The sequence below is a fragment of the Halopseudomonas xiamenensis genome (assembly GCF_014219065.1).
GTDB lineage: Bacteria > Pseudomonadota > Gammaproteobacteria > Pseudomonadales > Pseudomonadaceae > Halopseudomonas > Halopseudomonas xiamenensis.
Genome location: NZ_JACLGO010000001.1, coordinates 63,706 through 83,395, shown reverse-complemented (window position 1 = coordinate 83,395; position 19,690 = coordinate 63,706). Strand labels below are relative to the sequence as shown.

Genomic DNA, 19,690 nt, shown 5'->3' with positions numbered 1-19,690 from the left:
CTGAGTTCCACCCAGGAGCACCTGACCAACCAGGCCCCCACGGTCCGGTCGATCCGCGTGCTCACCGTCAATACCCACAAGGGCTTCAACTGGCTCAACCGCCGTTTCATCCTGCCGGAACTGCGCGACGCAGTGCGCACCCTGTCCTCCGACGTGGTGTTCCTCCAGGAAGTGCTCGGCACCCACGAACGCCATGGCCAACTGATCGACAACTGGCCCGACGCGCCGCACTACGAGTTTCTCGCCGACACCATGTGGCCGGAGTTCGCCTACGGGCGCAACGCGGTCTATCCCGACGGGCACCACGGCAATGCGCTGCTGTCCAAGTTTCCGATACTGCATTACGAGAACCTGGATGTGTCGATCAGTGGAACCGAGGAACGTGGCCTGCTGCATGCCATTCTCGACGTACCCGGCCAGGCCGACCTGCATGCGATCTGTGTGCACCTGGGCCTGCGCGAGCGCCATCGCCGGCGCCAGCTGCGATTGCTGTGCCGGCTGCTGGACCGCCTGCCGCCGGACGATCCGGTGATCGTCGCCGGCGACTTCAACGACTGGCGGCAGCGCGCAGGCCAACGCATGGATCGCTGCGGCCTGCATGAGGCATTCGTCGAGGCCTACGGCTCGCCGGCCAGGAGTTTTCCGGCGCGCTGGCCGCTGTTGTGCCTGGATCGTATCTATGTGCGCAATGTCACCACCCACGATCCGAAGACCCTGTATCGGCGCCCCTGGTCGCACCTGTCCGACCATGCGCCCCTGGCTGTCGAGGTACGCTTCAGATGAAACCGCTTTGGCGTGAAGGCAATGGTGCGGAACTGCTGATCAACGGCGAGGAGTTCTTTCCCCGCGTATTCGAGCGTATCCGCCAGGCGCGCAAGGAGGTGCTGCTGGAGACCTTCATCGTGCTCGAGGACAAGGTCGGCAAGGCGCTGCAGCAGGCATTGATCAGCGCTGCGCGCAACGGTGCCCATGTCGAGGTCATCGTCGATGGCTACGGCACCGTGGACCTGAGTAATGCCTACCTCAGCGAGATGATCGAGGCCGGCATCCATGTGCACGTGTTCGACCCGCAGCCACGACTGATGGGCATGCGTACCAACCTGTTCCGCCGCCTGCACCGCAAGATAGTGGTCGTCGACAGTGAAGTCGCCTACGTTGGCGGGATCAACTTCACCGCGGTGCACCTGGGCGACTACGGCCCCGGTGCCAAGCAGGACTACGCGGTGGAAGTACGCGGGCCGGTGGTGCGGGATATCCGCCATGCCAGTCTCAACCTGTTCCGCCATGCCCGCCGCGAATTGCCGCTGCCGCTGAACCCCGAACAGCGCGCCGCTGCCCGCTACGCCGGCAGCTCACGCATCATGCTGGCGATCCGCGACAACCACCACCACACCTCGGACATCGAGGACCATTACCTGCGCGCCATCCGTTCGGCCAACTACCGGCTGGTGATCGCCAACGCCTACTTCTTCCCCGGCTACCGCATGCTGCGCGAGCTGCGCAACGCCGCCCGCCGCGGCGTGCATGTCACGCTGATCCTGCAGGGCGAGCCGGACATGCCCTGGGCGCGCAACTGCTCGACCTTTCTTTACAGCTATCTGCTGCGCAGCGGGGTGGTCATCCACGAGTACTGCGAGCGGCCGCTGCATGGCAAGGTGGCGCTGATGGACCGCGAGTGGGTCACCGTCGGCTCCAGTAACCTCGACCCGCTGAGCCTGTCGCTGAACCTGGAGGGCAACCTGTTCATCCGTGACGCCGCGCTCAACCAGCGGCTGTATGATCACCTGCAATCGCTGGCCAGCCAGCACTGCAGCGAGATCACCCAGAGCAAGGCGACCCGGGGCTTCTGGTGGCGCGCACCGATGACCTTCCTGTGCTTCCACTTCCTGCGCCACTTCCCCGCCATCGCCGGCAGCCTGCCGGCCCACACGCCACGGCTCGAACCCCTGCTGCCAGTGATCGAGGAAGAACCGGAAGACGAGCTACCGCCAATGGACCAGCAGGAGAAGCTGCTATGAGCGACACCGGCACCAAGCCACCAGCCAGTCAGCGCATGCGCTGGGCCAAGGGTGCGTTGACCCTGCTGTTCCTGATCGTGATCCCGGTGCTGCTGTACCTGCAACTGCGCAACACCGACTGGCAGGAGGTCAGCAGCGCGCTGCGCGGCTACCCGCCCTGGGTGCTGCTGCTGGGTGTCGGCATCGCCCTGCTCAGCTATCTCAACTACAGCTGCTACGACCTGCTCGGCCGTCACTACACCGGGCACAAGCTGCCAGTGCGCCAGGTCATCCCGCTGGTGTTCGTCTGCTATGCCTTCAACCTGAACCTCAACGCGCTGGTCGGCGGGGTGGCACTGCGCTATCGGCTGTATACCCGACTCGGCCTGGACATACCGACCATCACCCGCATCTTCAGCCTGAGCATCATCACCAACTGGCTGGGCTACCTGTGGCTGGGCGGCAGCGTGTTCGCCCTGGGCATGGTGCGCCTGCCTGAGGGCTGGAACATCGGCAACAGCGGCCTGCGGCTGATCGGTGTGGCCATGCTGCTGGTCGCCCTCGGTTACCTGCTGGCCTGCGCCTTCTCCCCGCGCCGGCGCTGGCATATCCGCGGACACAGCATCGAGCTGCCGCACTGGCGCCTGGCCCTGGTGCAGGCGGCCGTCGGTGCCTTCAACTGGTCGCTGATGGCCTCGCTGATCTGGTTGCTGCTGCCGGAGGATGTGTTCTACCCGACGGTGCTGGGCATCCTGATGATCAGCAGCATCGCCGGCGCCATCGCCCACATCCCCGCCGGCCTCGGCGTACTGGAAACCATCTTCCTCACCCTGCTGCAGGGCCAGGTGGCGCAAAGCGCCCTGGTCGCCGCGCTGATCGGCTACCGGGCAATCTACTTCCTGCTGCCGCTGAGCATCGCCGTGGCGGTGTACCTGGTACTGGAAAAACGCGCCAAGGCCATGCGTCAGGCGAATGCCTAGGATATCGCCACATATCCTGAAACATACCCCGACGGTCGCCATTTGAGCCGCCCCGGAAGCTGACCTAACATGACTGCAACGACGCAACGGGAGTCATCGTGCCTAGGCCTCTGGCAGACCGCTTTCTTTCCCGCCAGATACTGTTCTGGCTGCTCCTGTATTGCGCCCTGTGGTGGTTGCTGGCCGGTGGCGGCGGTTGGTATCTGGGCGCTCCCTGCATTGTCGCGGCGGCCTTGCTGTCGTGTTGGCTGGGTACCCCGGCCTGGCGCCTGCGCCCCGCCGCGGCGCCGCGCTTTCTGTGGTTCTTCCTGCGCGCGCTGGTGGCGGGTGGTTGGGATGTGGCTCGCCGCGCGATACAGCCGCGCATGCCGCTGGCCCCCGCCTGGGTCCGCTACCCGCTGAATATCCGGCAGCCGCGCAGCCGCCTGCTGTTCGCCTCGCTGGTCGGGCTGCTGCCCGGCACCCTGGCGGCGGCGATCGAGGATGACTGCCTGAGCATGCACGTGCTCGACCAGCACCAGCCCTGGCAGCAGAATACCGCGCAGCTGGAGCGGCAACTGCTGCGTCTGCTCGGCGAGGAACCGACATGATCCTGCTCGCGGTAATCCTGCTGCTGACCATCCTGGCCGGCCTGTGGCGGGTATTCTCCGGGCCGACACGGGCTGACCGACTGCTGGCCATCCAGCTGTTCGGTACCACCGGTGCCGCCCTGCTGATGCTGGCGGCCGACTGGCAGGCGCAGCCGGCGCTGATCGATGCGGCGCTGGTACTGGCGCTGCTCGCGGCGGTGGTCACCGCAGCCCTGGTGCAGCTGCTGCGCCGGCCGCCGGGGGCCGGCTGAGATGCTCGGCTGGCTGAGCAACGCGGCGCTGGCACTGGGGGCGTTCTTCTTCATTGCCGGGACCCTGGGGCTGCTACGCTTTCCGGATGTCTACAGCCGGCTGCATGCGGTGACCAAGGCCGACACCCTGGGCCTGGGGCTGGTGGTGCTCGGCCTGTGTCTGCGTGCGCCATCCTGGCGGGCGGTGGTCATGATGCTGCTGGTCTGGCTGCTGGTGATGGCCTCGAGCACCACTGCCTGCCAGTTGCTGGCACGCTACCAGCGCGAACGCGACCAAGCCGAGGGAGGAGACCAGGATGCCCGCCACTGAGCTGCTGCTGGATATCACCCTGGGTGTGCTGCTGCTGATCCTGGCCGGCGCCGCGCTGCATGGCACGCGGCTGTATACCGGCATCATTTCATTCATCGCCTTCGGCCTGCTGCTGGCGTTGGTCTGGGCCCGGCTCGGCGCTCCCGACCTGGCGCTGGCCGAGGCGGCGATCGGCGCCGGGCTGACCGGCGTGTTGCTGTTGTCCGCGCTCGGCCGGCATGCTGACGAGCCGGCGCAGCCCGGGTCAGCGGTGCGAACGCTGGCGACCCTGCTGCTCGGTGTGCTGGTACTGATACTGCTGCTGCGTGCGGTACTGCCGCTGGCGCAGGGGCCGCAGCCATTGCCGGCACTGGTCAACAGCCAGCTGGAGGCCAGCGGCGTCAGCCATCCGGTAACCGCTGTGCTACTCAACTTCCGCGCCTGGGATACCCTGCTGGAACTGCTGGTACTGCTGCTGGCGGTGCTCGGCGTGCGGCAGTTGCAGCCAGCCGGCCGGCCCCGGCCCGGTGTGTGGCCCTTGCTGCAGGCCTGGAGCCGTATTCTCGCACCGCTCAGTGTGATCATCGGTGGTTACCTGCTGTGGCGCGGCAGCCATGCACCCGGCGGGGCCTTCCAGGCCGGTGCGCTGCTGGCCGCCGGGGTGGTGATGCTGCGCCTGGCCGGGCTGCTGCCACTGCTGCGCTGGGAAAACGGGCTGCTGCGCCTGCTGGTATTGGTCGGCGTGGCACTGTTTCTCACCGTTGCCGCTGCCGGCGCCTGGTTCGGCGCCGGCTGGCTGAACTACCCCGCGCACTGGTCCGGTGCCTTGATCGTGCTGATCGAGGTCGCCGCCACCCTGTCGATCGCTGCCAGCCTGAGCCTGCTGGTAGTTGGCGAACGCCAGGAGCTGGGCAGATGAGCGGCGCCTCGCTCTACCTGGGCCTGGGCGTGCTGCTCTGGTTGCTCGGCCTGCACGGGCTGCTGCGCCTGCGCCACCCCCTGCGGCGCATCATGGCGATCAACCTGATGGGCAGTGGCACCTTCATGGTGATGGTGGCCCTGGCCAGCCGCAGTGGGCACAACGATCCGGTGCTGCAGGCTCTGGTGGTCACCGGGCTGGTGGTAGCGGTCAGCGCCACCGCCTTCGCCCTGCGCCTGGCAGTGGCGCACCAGGCACACCGGTCCAGACAGCGCCCGACCGGGGAGCACGAGGAATGACCCTGGCCCTGGCCAGCCTGCTGCTGCCGCTGGGTACCGCCCTGCTGATGCTGTTGCTGCGTCTGCGCTCCGGTATCTGGGTGATTGCCGCCAGCCTGGGCAGCCTGCTGTGCGCCGGCCTGGCCTTGCATGAGGTGATTGAGCAGGGCGTGCAGACACTGGCCATCGGCGGCTGGCGCACCCCGCTGGGCATCCGCTTCGAGCTGAGCAGTCTGACCGCCGTGCTGCTGGTATTCACCGCGATGACCCATCTGCTGGTGGCGATCTATGCCCAGCACAGCCGCCACAGCCATGCCCGCAACACCGACTACTGGCCGCTGTCCGGCCTGCTGCATGCCAGCCTGGCGGCGCTGTGGCTGTCGCGTGACCTGTTCAACTGGTACGTCACCCTGGAACTGCTCGGGCTGGTGGCGGTGGCCATGATCATCCTCAGCGGTCCCAGGGCGCATGCGCCGGCACTGCGCTACCTGCTGCTGTCGCTGGCCGCCTCGCTGTGCTATCTGCTTGGCGTCGCCCTGCTGTACGGCCGCTATGGCGTGCTCGACCTCGATCTGCTGGCACAGGCCAGCGAGGCGGACCACAGCACGCGCATGGCGCTATTGCTGATGACCGTCGGGCTGATGCTCAAGGCCGCGCTCTGGCCGCTGCACCTGTGGTTGCCGGCGGCCCACAGCAGTGCGCCGACCGCTGTCAGTGCCCTGCTCTCGGCGCTGGTGGTCAAGGGCCCGCTGTTCATTCTCTGGCTGCTGTGGAGCCGCGTGGCACCCGTGGACATGACCGAATCGGCCGGCCTCCTGTTCGCCCTGGCCGGCATCGTCGCCCTGCTGGCCGGCGGCTGGGCGGCGCTGCGCACGCCACTGCTGAAGACCCTGGTGGCCTATTCCACGGTGGCGCAGCTGGGCTATGCGCTGCTGGCCCTGGGGTTGCTGCTGCGCTGGCAACAGAGCGAGCTGTCGGTGGCATTGTGGCTGTTCGTGCTGGCCCACGGGCTGGCCAAGGTATCGATGTTCCTGGCCGCCGGGGAGATGCAGGCGACCCTCGGCAGCAAGCGGGTGGCCTCGCTCAAGGGCGCGACGCAGACCATGCCGGTGGCCATGTTCGCCTTCGCCGTGGCCGGCGGCAGCCTGATCGGCCTGCCGCCCAGCGGTGGCTTCGTTGCCAAGTGGGTACTGCTGCAGCCCCTGCTGCTGGAACCGATCCACTGGCCCTGGGCACTGGGCGTGCTGCTCGGCACCCTGGCCAGCGCCGCCTATGTGTTCCGGGTGGTGGCGCTGTCCTTCGACCGCGCCGATGCGACCCCGCCGGACTACGACCCCGATCCCTTCGCCCAATGGCTGGCGCTGCTGCCGGCCATCGCCGTCTGGGGCCTGGCGCTGTTCAGCCAGCCGCTGATCCTCTGGCTGAGCGAGGCAAGCGGATGAACGCCACCTGGACCAACCTGCTGCCACTGGGCATCGTCCTCAGCTCGCTGCTGCCGGGGCTGCTGATCTTTACCCTGCGCGAGGAGCAGACCCGCCTGCGTGTGGCGCTCAACCTGACGGGCGTGCTACTCAAGCTGGGGCTGGTCGGGCTGATGCTATGGGGAGTCGCCCGTGGCCTGGAGTTTCGTTTCAGCATTCCGTTCCTGCCGGGTGGCGAGCTGGTGCTGCAGGGCGATGCGCTGTCGCTGCAGTTCGTCAGCCTGTCCACCGTGCTCTGGCTGGCGACCACCATCTATGCCATCGGCTACCTGGAAGACGCCCCGCTGCGCTCACGCTTCTTCGGTTATTTCAGCCTGTGCGTCAGCGCCACCGTGGGTCTGGCGCTGGCCGGCAACCTGGTCACCTTCCTGCTGTTCTATGAGCTGCTGACCCTGGCCACCTTCCCGCTGGTGGTGCACCGCGGTACACCGCAGGCGCTGCAGGCCGGGCGCGTCTACCTGACCTATACCCTGGGTGGCGGCGCCCTGCTGCTGATGGGCGTGGCGCTGCTGCACAGCCTGACCGGCAGCCCGCAGTTCAGCGCCGGCGGCTACCTGCTGCCGCTGCTGGAAACCCGCACGCCCAGCCTGATCCTGGCCTTCGCCCTGCTGGTCGGCGGTCTCGGCGTCAAGGCCGCGCTGCTGCCGCTGCATGGCTGGCTGCCGCAGGCGATGGTCGCGCCGGCCCCGGTCAGCGCGTTGCTGCACGCGGTGGCGGTGGTCAAGGCCGGCGCCTTTGGCATCGTCCGGGTGGTGTACGACGTCTACGGGGTGGAGCCGGTACAGGCCCTGGGTCTGCACCTGCCGCTGCTGGCGTTGGCGGCGGCGACCATCATCTACGGCTCGCTCAAGGCCCTGCAGCAGCGCGAACTGAAGAAGCTGCTGGCCTACTCCACCGTCAGCCAGGTGTCCTATATCACCCTGGGTGTGGCGCTGATGGGGCCGATCGCCGCCGTCGGCGCGCTGGCGCACCTGGTGCATCAGGGGCTGATGAAGGTCACCCTGTTCTATTGCGCCGGCAACTTCGCCGAGACCCTGGGCGTGCATCGCATCCGCGAGATGGACGGCATCGGCCAGCGCATGCCGTTGACCATGACCGCCTTCACCCTGGCGGCGCTGGGCATGATCGGCGTGCCGCCGACCGCCGGTTTCATCAGCAAGTGGTACCTCGGGCTGGGTGCGCTGGAAACCGGCCAGAGCGGCATCCTGCTGGTGTTGGTGTTGTCCGGCTTGCTGAACGCGGCGTACTTCCTGCCGCTGATCTATCGCGGCTGGTTCGCCACGCCCAAGGCACCCTGGCCGGCCGCGGCCACCGCCCGCGCCGGCAGGCCCGGCTGGCGCGAGACGCACTGGATGTTGCTGGCTCCGACCCTGTTCACCGCGGCCCTGGCCCTGCTGGCCGGGATTCTCGCCGGCACCGGCTTCAGCCCGCTGGGCTGGAGCCAGTTGATCATCAACCGCGAGTTCGACCTGTGAACGGCCTGCTCTGGCTGCTGGTGCCCGGCGCCCCGCTGCTGGCCGTGGTGCTGCTGTTGTGCGCGGGACCGCGCCGCTGCGCCGGCTGGCTGTGGCTGAGCTGTCTGCCCGCCTTGCTGCTCAGTCTATGGCCCGCCGAACCACTGGCGCTGCCGGCGCTGTGGCCGGGCGCGCAATGGGCGGCGGACGATCTGCTCAGTCGCGCCTGGCTCGGCTTCAGCGCCCTGCTGTGGGCCTGTGCCAGTCGCTTTGCCGTGACCGATATCGCCAGCACCGACCACCAGCAGCGTTTCTGGCTGTTCTGGTTGCTGGCGCTGCTCGGCAACCTGTTGCTGGTAATCGCCGCCGACGCCGGCAGCTTCTATGTCGGCTTCACCCTGATGAGTCTGTGCGCCTACGGCCTGGTGGCCCACCGGCGCGGCCCTGTCCCGCGCCAGGCCGCACGCCTGTACCTGCAGCTGGCGGTAGTCGGGGAAATGCTGATCTACGCCGGCATGCTGCTGCGCATCCACGAGGCCGGCGGCGCCCTGGCGCTGGAGGCCTGGCGGGATACGCCGACCGGCGCCTGGACTGCCGCACTGCTGCTGGTCGGCTTCGGCCTCAAGGCCGGCTTCTGGCCGCTGCATGTGTGGCTGCCACTGGCCCACCCGGCGGCGCCGGCAGCGGCCAGCGCGGTGTTATCCGGGGCGATGATCAAGGCCGGGATTCTCGGCCTGTGGCACTTCCTGCCCGCTGATGATGCGCTGCTGCAACACTGGTCCGCCTGGCTGCTGGCAGTGGGGGCGATCAGCGCACTGTATGGGGTGGCGCTGGGGCTGCTGCAGACGCGCAGCAAGGCGCTGCTGGCCTACTCCTCGATCAGCCAGGTCGGCTACCTGCTGGTCATTCTGGCGCTGGCCTGGCAGCAGCCGGCATACCGCGAGGCGGCGGCGACCCTGTTGGCACTCTATGCGGTGCATCACGGCCTGGCCAAGGGCGCGCTGTTCATGGGCGCGGGGCTGAGTACCCGGGTGAGGTTCCAGACCTGGCACTGGCTGTGCCTGGCGCTGCCGGCGCTGGCGCTGGCCGGTTTGCCACTGACCAGCGGCGCGGCGGTCAAGCTGCTGTTCAAGGAGGGTATCGATGCCGGTAATCTTGCCGGCTGGATGTTCCTGCTGGTCATCGGCTCCGCCGGCACCATGCTGCTGATGTTGCGCCTGCTGTGGCTGATGCGCGCCAGCCAACGGCAGGCGAACCTGCCACCGATGGCCGGCAGCCAGCGCCTGCCGTGGCTATTGCTGTGTCTGATGCCAGTCCTGCTGCCCTGGCTGTGGTCGCCGCTGCGCCAGGCGATGCTCGACAGCCTGCCGCTGTATGCCATCTGGGCCGCACTGTGGCCAGCCCTGCTGGCGCTGGCGATCGGCCTGCTGGTGTGGAAGCAGGGCTGGCAACTGCCACCCCGCCTGCGGCAGTTGCCCAACCCGGCGCGGGTGGCCTCGGTGCGGCTGATGCACCTGCTGCACTGGCCGCCGGTACCGGCATTGAGGAAACCGCTGGACGAGCGCCTGTGGCGGCACAGCGAGCGCCGCTGGAACCGCCTGTGGCAGGTCGGCACCGTGGCCACCAGCGCCTGGATCATAGTGCTGTTGCTGATGTTGGGGTGGTTGGGCTAGGCCGCCATCGCGGCGGGTGGCGCGGCGATCCGGGGGGCTACGGGTTTGCGCGAATCTCGCAGGCGTAGCGCAGGCGCGCTACACCCCCAGGGTTGTCGAGCGCCTGCTCGACGACGGGGTTACGCAGACTCCGCAGGCGTAGCGCGGGCGCGCTACACCCCCGGGTTGTCGAGCGCCTCGGGCCGCGATCGGACCGGGTCGCGATCGACTCGACGACGGGTTTTGCACAGATTCCGCAGGCATTTGCATGCAGACTGGCACCATCAAACACCAGGCCCCAGTATCAGACACCCCAGCGGCGGCAGATCCAGCACCAGCGAGCAGGGCTCGCCGTGGCTCTGCCGGGGTTCGGTGTGCAGTTCGCCCTGGCTGCCGGCGCCCGAGCCGGACCAGGCATGCGCATCGCTGTTGAGCAGTACCTGCCAGCGGCCGGGCTGGGGTACGCCGATGCGGTAGCCGCTGCGCACCACCGGGGTGAAATTGTGCACCACCAGCAGCATGGCACCATCCCCGCCGCGCCGCAGCCAGGCATAGACGCTGTTGCTGCTGTCATCGCCGATCAGCCACTGGAAACCATCGGCGCTGTCATCGCGCTGGTGCAGCGCCGGTTGCTGGCGGTACAGCCGGTTCAGCTCGCGGAGCAGATCGCGCACACCGCGGTGCTCGTCATATTGCAGCAGGTACCAGTCCAGCTGGCGGTCATGCCCCCATTCGCGCCATTGACCGATCTCGCAGCCCATGAACAGCAACTTCTTGCCCGGATGGCTCCACATGAACGACAGGTACAGCCGCAGGTTGGCGAACTGCTGCCAGCGGTCGCCCGGCATCTTGCCCAGCAGCGAGCCCTTGCCGTGCACCACCTCGTCATGCGAGATCGGCAGGATGAAGTGCTCGGTAAAGGCATACAGCAAGCCGAAGGTGATCTGCTGGTGATGGTAGCGACGGTGCAGCGGGTCTTCGCTGATGTAGTTCAGGGTGTCATGCATCCAGCCCATGTTCCACTTGCCGGAAAACCCCAGACCGCCCTGCTGGGTCGGCTGGCTGACGCCCGGCCAGGCGGTGGACTCCTCGGCGATCACCAGCGCGCCCGGCACCTCGGTGCTGACCACATCATTGAGGTGGCGCAGAAAGGCGATGGCCTCGAGGTTCTCCCGGCCGCCGTGGCGGTTGGGAATCCATTCACCGCTCTTGCGCGAATAGTCCCGGTACAGCATGGAGGCCACCGCGTCCACGCGCAGGCCATCGACATGGTACTCGCGCAGCCAGTGCAGCGCCGAGGCCAGCATGAAGCCGTGCACCTCGGTACGCCCGAGGTTGTAGATATGGGTGTCCCAGTCCGGATGCCAGCCCTCGAACGGGTGCGCGTATTCGTACAGTGCGGTGCCGTCGAACAGGCCCAGACCATGGGCGTCACCGGGAAAGTGCGCCGGCACCCAGTCGAGAATCACGCCGATCCCCGCCAGGTGGCAGGCGTTGACGAAGGCGGCGAATTCTTCCGGGGTGCCATAGCGCGCGGTGGGCGCGAACTGCGACAACGGCTGATAGCCCCAGGAGCCACCGAACGGATGCTCCATCACCGGCAGTAGCTCGATATGACTGAAGCCCATATCCACCACATAGGGGATCAGTTGCTCGGCCAGTTGCGCCCAGTTCAGCGGCTCGCCCCCGGCCTCGCTGGCGTGCCGCCAGGAGCCGGCATGTACCTCGTAGATCGACAGTGGCTTGTCGCGCGACTGCTGTTGCTGGCGCTGCGTCATCCACTCCCGGTCATCCCAGTGGAAGTCCAGCCCGGCGGCCACCACCGAGGCGGTGGCCGGCGGCATTTCGGTCGCCAGCGCCACCGGGTCGGCCTTCAACGGCAGCAGCTCATCGCCGCTGAGAATTTCATACTTGTACAGTTCCCCCGGCCCGAGCCGGGGAATGAACAGCTCCCAGACCCCGGCACTCGGGTGCAGGCGCATGGGATGACGCCGGCCATCCCAGCTGTTGAAGTGGCCAACCACCGAGACCCGCCGGGCATTCGGCGCCCAGACCACGAAGCGCACCCCGGCGACCCCATCGACCTGCCACAGCTGCGCACCGAAACAGCGGCCCAGCTGCCGATGATTGCCCTCGGCGAACAGATGAATGTCCAGCTCGCCGAGCTGCGGCGCGAAGCTGTACGGGTCCTCGGTTTCCTGGACGCCGCCGGCCCAGTGAATGCGCAGCCGATAGGGCTGGGGGGATGCCAGCTGGGCAGTGAACAGCCCCGGCACCTGTTCCTGCATGCGCCCGAGCGAGCCGCCCTGGGCATCCAGCAGCTCCACCTCCAGAGCGCCGGGCTGCCAGCTGCGGACGATGGCCTGCCCATCCTGTTCATGGGCACCGAGGAAGGCGAAGGGGTCGCCATGCTCGGCCCGCAGCAGCGCCTGTACCTGCAGCCTGTCTGCACTGTCGCTGCCGGTTATCCTGTCAACCATGGTTGCCACTCTCCACCAGGGGTTTACATAACGCCACCAATCCGGCCAGCGGCACATCCAGCCACTCGGGGCGGTAGCTGGCTTCATAGCGTACTTCGTAGATGGCCTTCTCGATGCTGAACAGGGTCAGTGCCGCCTGTTCGCCGTCGGCCATCTCCCAGGCGTGCGGCAACTCGGCGCTGGCGATGCGGTAGCCGTCCAGGAAGGCCTGCTCGGCCTGCTGCCGATAGATCTGGCAGATATGCTGCCGGGCCTGGTGCGCTTCGGCGGACTGGTCGGTGCCGTGCAGGCTGCGCATGGCCGTGGCCGCGGCATAGTCGAAGGAGCGCAACATGCCGGTGACATCCTTGAACGGACTCAGGCGCTGGCGTCTTTCCTCCAACGGCCGGGCCGGTTCGCCCTCGAAATCGATGAAGCAGGCATCCCCCGGCAACACCAGCACCTGGCCCAGATGCAGGTCGCCATGCACGCGGATGCGAATACCGCCCTGGCTGCGCCGCGCCAGCTCGGCGATCTTCTCGCCCAAGCCCTGGCGCCGGGCCAGCAGCCACTGGGCCTGTTCCTGCGCCGGGGCCGGCAGTCGCTCGCGGTGACGTTCGATGGCATCCAGTGTAATATCCAGCTGGCCGACGATCTGCTCGATCCAGCGCTCGCTGTCGGCCTGGTCGGTAATGGCGAAACCGAAGCCCTCCCCGCCCTCGGGGTCCGCCAGCAACACATGCATCTGGCCGAGGCGTTGCCCGAGAATGCTGGCAAAGGCTTCCAGTTCGGCCAGCGCGGTGTACTGGTTCTCCTGCTCGGACAGACCACCGACCAACTGGTCGCGGATCGCCCGCTCCAGGGTGTCGCGGGTCCATTGCCAGGCATCACCCTGGCTGTCGACATAGCCCTGCAGGATCATCAGCGTGTACTGCTGGCCCTCGCCATTGATCCGCCGTACCTCGCCGAGCAATGGCGCGATGGCGGGAAATTCACGCTGGGTGAGAAAGCCGCCCATCTCGATTTCCGGATGCACGCCGGGCATCACCCGACGGATGATCTTCAGCATCATCCGCTCGCCGATCAGCACCGAGGTATTGGACTGCTCGGCGGTGACCGCCTGGATTTCCTCGTCCGGTTGCTCCTCGTGCCGGAACAGGCCCGGTCCAGGGATGAAGTGCACTTCCTGCCCCTGGGCCGGCAATACCCGCCCCTCGCGCAGGCTACCGAGCACCCGGCGGGTAAATCCCGGCAGCGTCGAGGCGTCGGTCAGCAGCCCCAGCCGCGGGCCGCGACGCAGGCGCGCCAGGGCAAAGGCGGCCGGGGCCGGGCCTTCCGATGAACCTGTCGAAGGTAGATAACCCAGCGGCAGCTGATAATGCTCGTGCCCCACCGCCACCTCGCAGAGCACGCAGGGTTCGCTGTCCTCGCAGAACGGGATCGCGTACAGCAGGCGGATCGGCTCACTGCCATCGGCACGCCCGGAGAACCAGCGGCGCTTGCCCAGCCACTGCGGCAGCGACTCCTCCTCCAGCACCCGCCGGCAGGCCTGTTTCAGCAGGTCCGACAGGTCCTGCTTGATCACCAGCGTGGCCAGCTCCGGCATCTGCTGCACCGGCTCGACATGCCAGTTGGGCATCTGACTCTCGTCCGCCAGGGCGAACCAGTAGAAGCCGTACGGCGGCAGGGTCAGCAGATAGTGCAGCTGGCCGATCGGCGGGAAGCTGCTGCCGCCGAGCATCTCCACCGGCACCTTGCCGGCCCAGGCCGACAGGTCCAGCTCGGTGGCCTGGGCGGCGCGGGACAGGTTGGCCACGCAGAGGATGATCTCGTGGCGGCCATCCTCGGTGGTGAACTCGCGCAGGTAGGCGATGATCTTGCGGTTGGCCGGCGCCAGCATCTTCAGCGTGCCCCGGCCGAACGCCTGCTGCTGCTTGCGCACCGTGAGCATGCGCCGGGTCCAGTTCAGCAGTGAATGCGGATCACGGATCTGCGCCTCGACGTTGATGGTCTGGTAGCCGTACAGCGGGTCCATCACCGGCGGCAGCACCATGCCCGCCGGGTCGGCGCGGGAGAAGCCGCCATTGCGATCGGTGGACCACTGCATCGGCGTGCGCACGCCATCGCGGTCGCCGAGAAAGATATTGTCGCCCATGCCGATCTCGTCGCCGTAGTACAGCGTCGGTGTGCCCGGCATCGACAGCAGCAGGCTGTTGAGCAGCTCGATACGCCGGCGGTCGCGCTCCACCAGCGGCGCCAGCCGGCGACGGATGCCCAGGTTGATGCGCGCGCGACGGTCGGCGGCGTAGTAGTTCCACATGTAGTCGCGTTCCTGCTCGGTGACCATCTCCAGGGTCAGCTCGTCGTGGTTGCGCAGGAAGATCGCCCACTGGCAGTTGTCGGGAATTTCCGGGGTCTGGCGCAGGATATCGGTGATCGGGAAGCGGTCCTCCTGGGCGATGGCCATGTACATGCGCGGCATCAGCGGGAAGTGGAAGGCCATGTGGCATTCGTCCCCCGGCCCGCCATCCTCGCCGCCGAAGTACGGCTGGGTGTCCTCCGGCCACTGGTTGGCCTCGGCCAGCAGCATGCGGTCGGGGTACAGCGCGTCCAGTTCGGCGCGGATCTTCTTCAGCACCACGTGGGTTTCCGGCAGGTTCTCGTTGTTGGTGCCATCACGCTCGATCAGGTAGGGAATGGCGTCCAGGCGCATGCCGTCCACGCCCATGTCCAGCCAGAAGCGCATCACCGACAGCACCGCGCGCAGCACCTGCGGGTTGTCGAAGTTGAGGTCCGGCTGATGGGAATAGAAGCGGTGCCAGAAGAACTGCCCGGCCACCGGGTCCCAGGTCCAGTTGGACTGTTCAGTGTCGAGGAAGATGATCCGCGTGCCCTGGTATTTCTGGTCGGTATCGGACCACACGTAGAAGTTGCGCTCGCGCGAGCCCTTGGGTGCCAGGCGCGCGCGCTGGAACCAGGGGTGCTGGTCCGAGGTGTGGTTGATGACCAGCTCGGTGATCACCCGCAGGCCACGCTTGTGCGCCTCGCGGATGAACCGGCGGACGTCGGCCATGTTGCCGTAGTCCGGGTGCACGCCGCGGTAGTCGGCGATGTCGTAGCCGTCATCGCGCCAGGGCGAGGGGTAGAACGGCAGCAGCCAAAGGGTGTTCACCCCCAGGTCGACTATGTAGTCCAGCTTCTGGATCAGGCCGGCGAAATCGCCGATGCCATCGTTATTGGCATCGAAGAAGGATTTCACGTGGATCTGGTAGATGATCGCGTCCTTGTACCAGCAGGGGTCGTTGATGAACTCCGCTGTCCGGTTTCGTCTTGCCATTGTTCGCCCCTCAGGCCACAGGCCGGATACGCCATATGCCGAACGGTAGATACCAGGGTTCGATGCGCATCCACTGGGTTTTGCCATGCCATAACCAGGTATGGCCATTCATCAGGTCTTCGCCGTGCGTGCTGGCGTCATCATTCAGACCGAACTCCCACAGCGGCAGTTCAAAGTGTGTTTCCTGGGCATTGAATGGATCCAGGTTCACCGCCACCAGGATGAAGTTGGACAGGTCGGCGGTACGCTTGCCGAAGTACAGGATGTGCTCGTTCCACGCCTGGTACGCCTGGAAGCCCAGGTGGCTGTGCAGCGCCGGGTTGTCGCGGCGGATACGGTTGAGCCGGGATATCTCGGCGATGATGTTGCCCGGCGCGTGCCAGTCGCGCGGGCGCAGTTGGTACTTCTCCGAATCCAGGTACTCCTCGCGCCCCGGTAGCGGCTGGCTTTCGCACAGCTCGAAACCCGAATACATGCCCCACAGCCCAGAGCCCATGGTCGCCAGCGCGGCGCGGATGAGAAACCCCGCCCGGCCGGCGTTGTGCAGGAAATACGGGTTGATATCCGGCGTGTTGACGAAGAAGTTCGGCCGGTAGCATTCACGCCAGGGCGACTGGTTCAGCTCGGTGAAATAGCTTTCCAGCTCCTGCTTGGTATTGCGCCAGGTGAAGTAGGTATAGCTCTGGCTGAAGCCGATCTTGCCCAGGCGCGCCATCATCGCCGGGCGGGTGAAGGCTTCGGCGAGGAAGATCACATCCGGGTGCCCACGGCGGATATCGGCGATCAGCCATTCCCAGAACGGCAAGGGCTTGGTGTGCGGATTGTCGACGCGGAACAGCGTCACCCCCTGCTCCACCCAGAACAGCACCACATCGCGCAGTGCCAGCCACAGCTCCGGCAGCGCCTGCTCGGCATAGAACTCGACGTTGACGATATCCTCGTATTTCTTCGGCGGGTTCTCCGCATAGCGGATGCTGCCGTCCGGGCGCCAGTTGAACCAGCCCGGATGCTCGCGCAGCCAGGGGTGGTCCGGCGAGCACTGGATGGCGAAGTCCAGGGCGATCTCCAGGTCATGCGCCCGCGCCGCGCTGACCAGGCGGTGGAAGTCGTCGATACTGCCGAGCAGCGGATGCACGGCATCGTGCCCGCCCTCCTCGCTGCCGATCGCATAGGGGCTGCCGGGGTCATTGGGCCCGGCCTGCAGGGTATTGTTCGGGCCCTTGCGATGGGTCAGGCCGATGGGATGGATGGGCGGGAAATACAGCACATCGAAGCCCATGCGGCTGATGTCCGGCAGCCGCGCGATCACATCGTCGAAGGTGCCATGGCGGTTGGGCTGGTCGGTCTGCGAGCGTGGAAACAGCTCGTACCAGCTGGCGAACTCGGCCAGCGAACGCTCCACATCCAGCAGGTGAAGGGCGCTGCGACACAGGTGCGGCCGCGTGCCGGCCAAGGCCATGGTATCGGCGGTATGGGTGCTGAGCAGCAGTGCCACCCGGGCGTCGAGACCATCGGTCTGCGCCAGCTCCACCAGCAGCTCCTGCATCATGTCGATATGCTCGGGGGCAGCCTGCTCCAAGGTGTCCTGTAGCAGACGTTCGCCCTCGCGCAGCTCCAGCTCCACGGACACCCCGGCCTGGTGCTTCTTGTTCAGCTCGTCGCAGTAGCTGGCCCAGGGATCGACCCAGGCCTGCACCACGAACTGCAGCAGGCCGGTGCGCCGCGGCGTCAGTTCGGCCTGCCACAGGTCATTGCCCTGGGCCTGCAACGGCAGCGCCTGCCAGCCCTGGTCCGCCGCCATGCGCCAGAGCACTTCGCCACCCAGCTTGCCGTGCCCGTCGCAGATCAGCACCGCCGACAGGGTCAGCGGGCGGCCCTGCAGCACCTTGGCCGCGCAGCGGCCATGCTCCACCGCCGGGGTGATCGATTCGATGGCGATTCTTGGTTGTTCGATGGCCTGTTCGACCGACAGCTGTTCAGCCATTGACCACGGTGCCTCCATTGATATGCAGCACCTGCCCGCTGACATAGGAGGCATCCTGGCAGGCCAGGTAGACATAGGCCGGTGCCAGTTCGGCGGGTTGCCCGGGGCGCCCCATCGGCGTGTTGCCGCCGAACTCGGAGACCTGCTCGGCGCTGAAGGTCGAGGGAATCAGCGGGGTCCAGATCGGACCCGGCGCCACCGCATTGACGCGGATGCCGCGACTGCTCAGGTTGATCGCCAGCGAACGGGTGAAGGAGACGATGGCGCCCTTGGTGGCGGAATAGTCGATCAGTTGCGGATTGCCCTTGTAGGCAGTGATCGAGGTGGTGTTGATGATGGAGCTACCCTCGGGCATATGCGCCAGCGCCGCCCTGGTCAGCAGGAACATGCCGAAGATGTTGGTATGGAAGGTGCGCAGCCACTGCTCATCGGTGATGTCTTCGAGCCTCTCCTGTGGATGCTGTTCGCCGGCGTTGTTGACCAGTACATCGATGCGCTGCCATCTGGCGGTGACGCTATCGACCACCTCCCTGCAGAACCCGGCGTCCCCTACATCCCCGGCCAGGCAGAGCACCTCGCCACCGGCCTTGCGGATCTCTTCCTCGGTCTTGCGCGCATCCTCCTGCTCGTTGAGATACAGCAGCGCGACCCTGGCGCCTTCAGCGGCGAAATGCACCGCCACCGCCCGGCCGATACCACTGTCGGCACCGGTGACTATGGCCACCTTGCCAGCGAGCTTGCCCGCCGCGCGGTAATGCTCGGAAATGAACTGCGGTTGGGGATGCATGCGCGCTTCCGAGCCGGGTTGCTGGTCCTGGTGTTGCGCTGGGGGAGTCTGTTTGTCGCTCATCGCTCACCTCGATTGTTCGATGGAAAGCCAGTGCCGCCAGCCGCGCAGCCCTGCTGTCGCAGCTACAGCGTGATAGGGATGGGGTGAGTAGTGAAGTGAATGGACAAGCCGGCGGGAACAGGTCCCGCCGGCTCATTCAATTAGCTGCGACGGCTTTTCTCGCCACCTTTCTGCCCCGCTTGAGAGGCACGCTGCGGATCATTCTTGAAGTTGCCACCGCTTTGCTGTCCGCCTTTGCGACCGGCTTCCGATGCACGCTTGGGATCTTCGGCGAAGTTACCTTTACCACCACGATGTTCAGCCATTTTGGTTCTCCCGTCTGGTTTATCGAATCAAGTTCCGGGGATCGGAACTATATAAGTAGGCAGAGCCCGCTGCTCATCGTTCCAACCATTTATAGATTCAATACTTATCTTTTTAGAAGAACATATAACTTAAAAGGCACCCTGGCCCATACTGCCAAGCCATTTGCTTTCCAATGCAGAATCGCTCTCTATAACCTCGTCATCTTTCGCCTAACCTCATCATTTTTTGCCCAACCTCGTCATCCTTCGCGTAGGCGAAGGATCCATAGCGCCGGCTGACCCGAGTGGCCGGTGGATCCTTCGCCTGCGCGAAGGATGACGGGGGAACGAAGAATGGCGGTTTCGGGAAAATTCAATCTTTCCGAACAATTCAATCTTATGTATCACCAAAACAAACCATGACCAATCCAATATCATCACGATATCAATGCAGATTCTTCCTTTCATCGGATAACCACTCAACGTCTGGCAAACTGCTTCGCTTGTACTAGAGTTACTTTTCCACCTTAAATATAGGAGGGAAAGATGCTTACCAATTTGGCCAAATGGCACGCAGCCTTGCCAGACTGCAAGATCTCGGCAGCGCCGAGACCCGATGGCAGCTTCGTTCTCATCGTGAAATCTGTCGATGGCAAGGAACTCCGGCGCGTGCTGCCTCACGATCAGAAAAGCGCGGATCAGTTGATTCGCCGGATTCGGTTGGATCTGATGTTGGCCAAGGGACAGCCACCGACCCGGGAGGTACTGGGCACGATCGATGTGGCCAGTCTGCCGACCTATACCAACGGTCGTTTGTACAAGACCCGGGCGGCCAGCCTATGGGACAGAAGGCGTCTGGATATGAAAGTCTCGGTGAACTGAGAC

The 19,690-nt window shown here is 66.0% G+C and carries 17 protein-coding genes; 12 read left to right on the top strand and 5 right to left on the bottom strand.

The window, feature by feature from the left end:
* From H6X51_RS00450 to H6X51_RS00400, 11 genes are all read left to right on the top strand, one after another.
* Positions 1–783 carry an endonuclease/exonuclease/phosphatase family protein gene (locus tag H6X51_RS00450; RefSeq protein ID WP_221627157.1) on the top strand — a complete coding sequence of 261 codons (783 nt, stop codon included), beginning with the start codon at positions 1–3 and terminating at the stop codon, positions 781–783.
* Positions 780–2,018: a cardiolipin synthase ClsB gene (gene clsB / locus H6X51_RS00445; RefSeq protein ID WP_185265549.1), complete on the top strand. Its 1,239-nt coding sequence runs from the start codon at positions 780–782 to the stop codon at positions 2,016–2,018. Before H6X51_RS00450 ends, clsB begins: the two co-directional genes overlap by 4 nt.
* Positions 2,015–2,977 carry a lysylphosphatidylglycerol synthase domain-containing protein gene (locus H6X51_RS00440; protein ID WP_185265548.1) on the top strand — a complete coding sequence of 321 codons (963 nt, stop codon included), beginning with the start codon at positions 2,015–2,017 and terminating at the stop codon, positions 2,975–2,977. Before clsB ends, H6X51_RS00440 begins: the two co-directional genes overlap by 4 nt.
* Before the next feature lie 98 nt (positions 2,978–3,075).
* A complete protein-coding gene (locus H6X51_RS00435) occupies positions 3,076–3,567 on the top strand; it encodes a Na+/H+ antiporter subunit E (protein ID WP_328795597.1) in 492 nt (163 codons plus the stop codon).
* Positions 3,564–3,818, top strand: coding sequence for a monovalent cation/H+ antiporter complex subunit F (locus H6X51_RS00430; protein ID WP_185265547.1), 255 nt, complete (start codon positions 3,564–3,566; stop codon positions 3,816–3,818). Before H6X51_RS00435 ends, H6X51_RS00430 begins: the two co-directional genes overlap by 4 nt.
* Before the next feature lies 1 nt (position 3,819).
* Positions 3,820–4,128 carry a monovalent cation/H(+) antiporter subunit G gene (gene mnhG / locus H6X51_RS00425; protein WP_185265546.1) on the top strand — a complete coding sequence of 103 codons (309 nt, stop codon included), beginning with the start codon at positions 3,820–3,822 and terminating at the stop codon, positions 4,126–4,128.
* A complete protein-coding gene (locus tag H6X51_RS00420; protein WP_185265545.1) occupies positions 4,115–5,026 on the top strand; it encodes a hydrogenase subunit MbhD domain-containing protein in 912 nt (303 codons plus the stop codon). Before mnhG ends, H6X51_RS00420 begins: the two co-directional genes overlap by 14 nt.
* Complete coding sequence (locus H6X51_RS00415) at positions 5,023–5,325, top strand: NADH-quinone oxidoreductase subunit K (RefSeq protein WP_185265544.1); 303 nt, start codon at positions 5,023–5,025, stop codon at positions 5,323–5,325. Before H6X51_RS00420 ends, H6X51_RS00415 begins: the two co-directional genes overlap by 4 nt.
* Positions 5,322–6,746: a complex I subunit 5 family protein gene (locus H6X51_RS00410; RefSeq protein ID WP_185265543.1), complete on the top strand. Its 1,425-nt coding sequence runs from the start codon at positions 5,322–5,324 to the stop codon at positions 6,744–6,746. The genes H6X51_RS00415 and H6X51_RS00410 overlap by 4 nt, the downstream gene beginning before the upstream one ends.
* Positions 6,743–8,260 carry a complex I subunit 5 family protein gene (locus H6X51_RS00405; protein WP_185265542.1) on the top strand — a complete coding sequence of 506 codons (1,518 nt, stop codon included), beginning with the start codon at positions 6,743–6,745 and terminating at the stop codon, positions 8,258–8,260. Before H6X51_RS00410 ends, H6X51_RS00405 begins: the two co-directional genes overlap by 4 nt.
* A complete protein-coding gene (locus tag H6X51_RS00400) occupies positions 8,257–9,912 on the top strand; it encodes a proton-conducting transporter transmembrane domain-containing protein (RefSeq protein ID WP_185265541.1) in 1,656 nt (551 codons plus the stop codon). The genes H6X51_RS00405 and H6X51_RS00400 overlap by 4 nt, the downstream gene beginning before the upstream one ends.
* A gap of 263 nt (positions 9,913–10,175) precedes the next feature.
* On the opposite strand, the gene glgB is transcribed toward H6X51_RS00400, so the two are convergent.
* The 5 genes from glgB to H6X51_RS00375 all read right to left on the bottom strand — a co-directional run bounded on the left by glgB (position 10,176) and on the right by H6X51_RS00375 (position 18,826).
* Complete coding sequence (gene glgB, locus H6X51_RS00395; protein WP_185265540.1) at positions 10,176–12,371, bottom strand: 1,4-alpha-glucan branching protein GlgB; 2,196 nt, start codon at positions 12,369–12,371, stop codon at positions 10,176–10,178.
* Positions 12,364–15,687, bottom strand: a complete 3,324-nt coding sequence (treS, locus tag H6X51_RS00390) for a maltose alpha-D-glucosyltransferase (protein WP_185265539.1) — start codon at positions 15,685–15,687, stop codon at positions 12,364–12,366. Before treS ends, glgB begins: the two co-directional genes overlap by 8 nt.
* Before the next feature lie 10 nt (positions 15,688–15,697).
* Positions 15,698–17,671 carry an alpha-1,4-glucan--maltose-1-phosphate maltosyltransferase gene (locus tag H6X51_RS00385; RefSeq protein WP_407925924.1) on the bottom strand — a complete coding sequence of 658 codons (1,974 nt, stop codon included), beginning with the start codon at positions 17,669–17,671 and terminating at the stop codon, positions 15,698–15,700.
* Positions 17,664–18,521: an SDR family oxidoreductase gene (locus tag H6X51_RS00380; RefSeq protein ID WP_185265537.1), complete on the bottom strand. Its 858-nt coding sequence runs from the start codon at positions 18,519–18,521 to the stop codon at positions 17,664–17,666. The genes H6X51_RS00385 and H6X51_RS00380 overlap by 8 nt, the downstream gene beginning before the upstream one ends.
* Positions 18,522–18,661: 140 nt before the next feature.
* Entirely contained in the window at positions 18,662–18,826 is a 165-nt protein-coding gene (locus tag H6X51_RS00375) for a con-10 family general stress protein (RefSeq protein WP_185265536.1), read from the bottom strand.
* Between the two features lie 525 nt (positions 18,827–19,351).
* On the opposite strand from H6X51_RS00375, the gene H6X51_RS00370 reads away from it, so the two are divergent.
* On the top strand, positions 19,352–19,687 hold the full coding sequence (locus H6X51_RS00370) for a DUF3509 domain-containing protein (RefSeq protein WP_185265535.1): 336 nt from the start codon (positions 19,352–19,354) through the stop codon (positions 19,685–19,687).
* Positions 19,688–19,690: the final 3 nt, after the last annotated feature.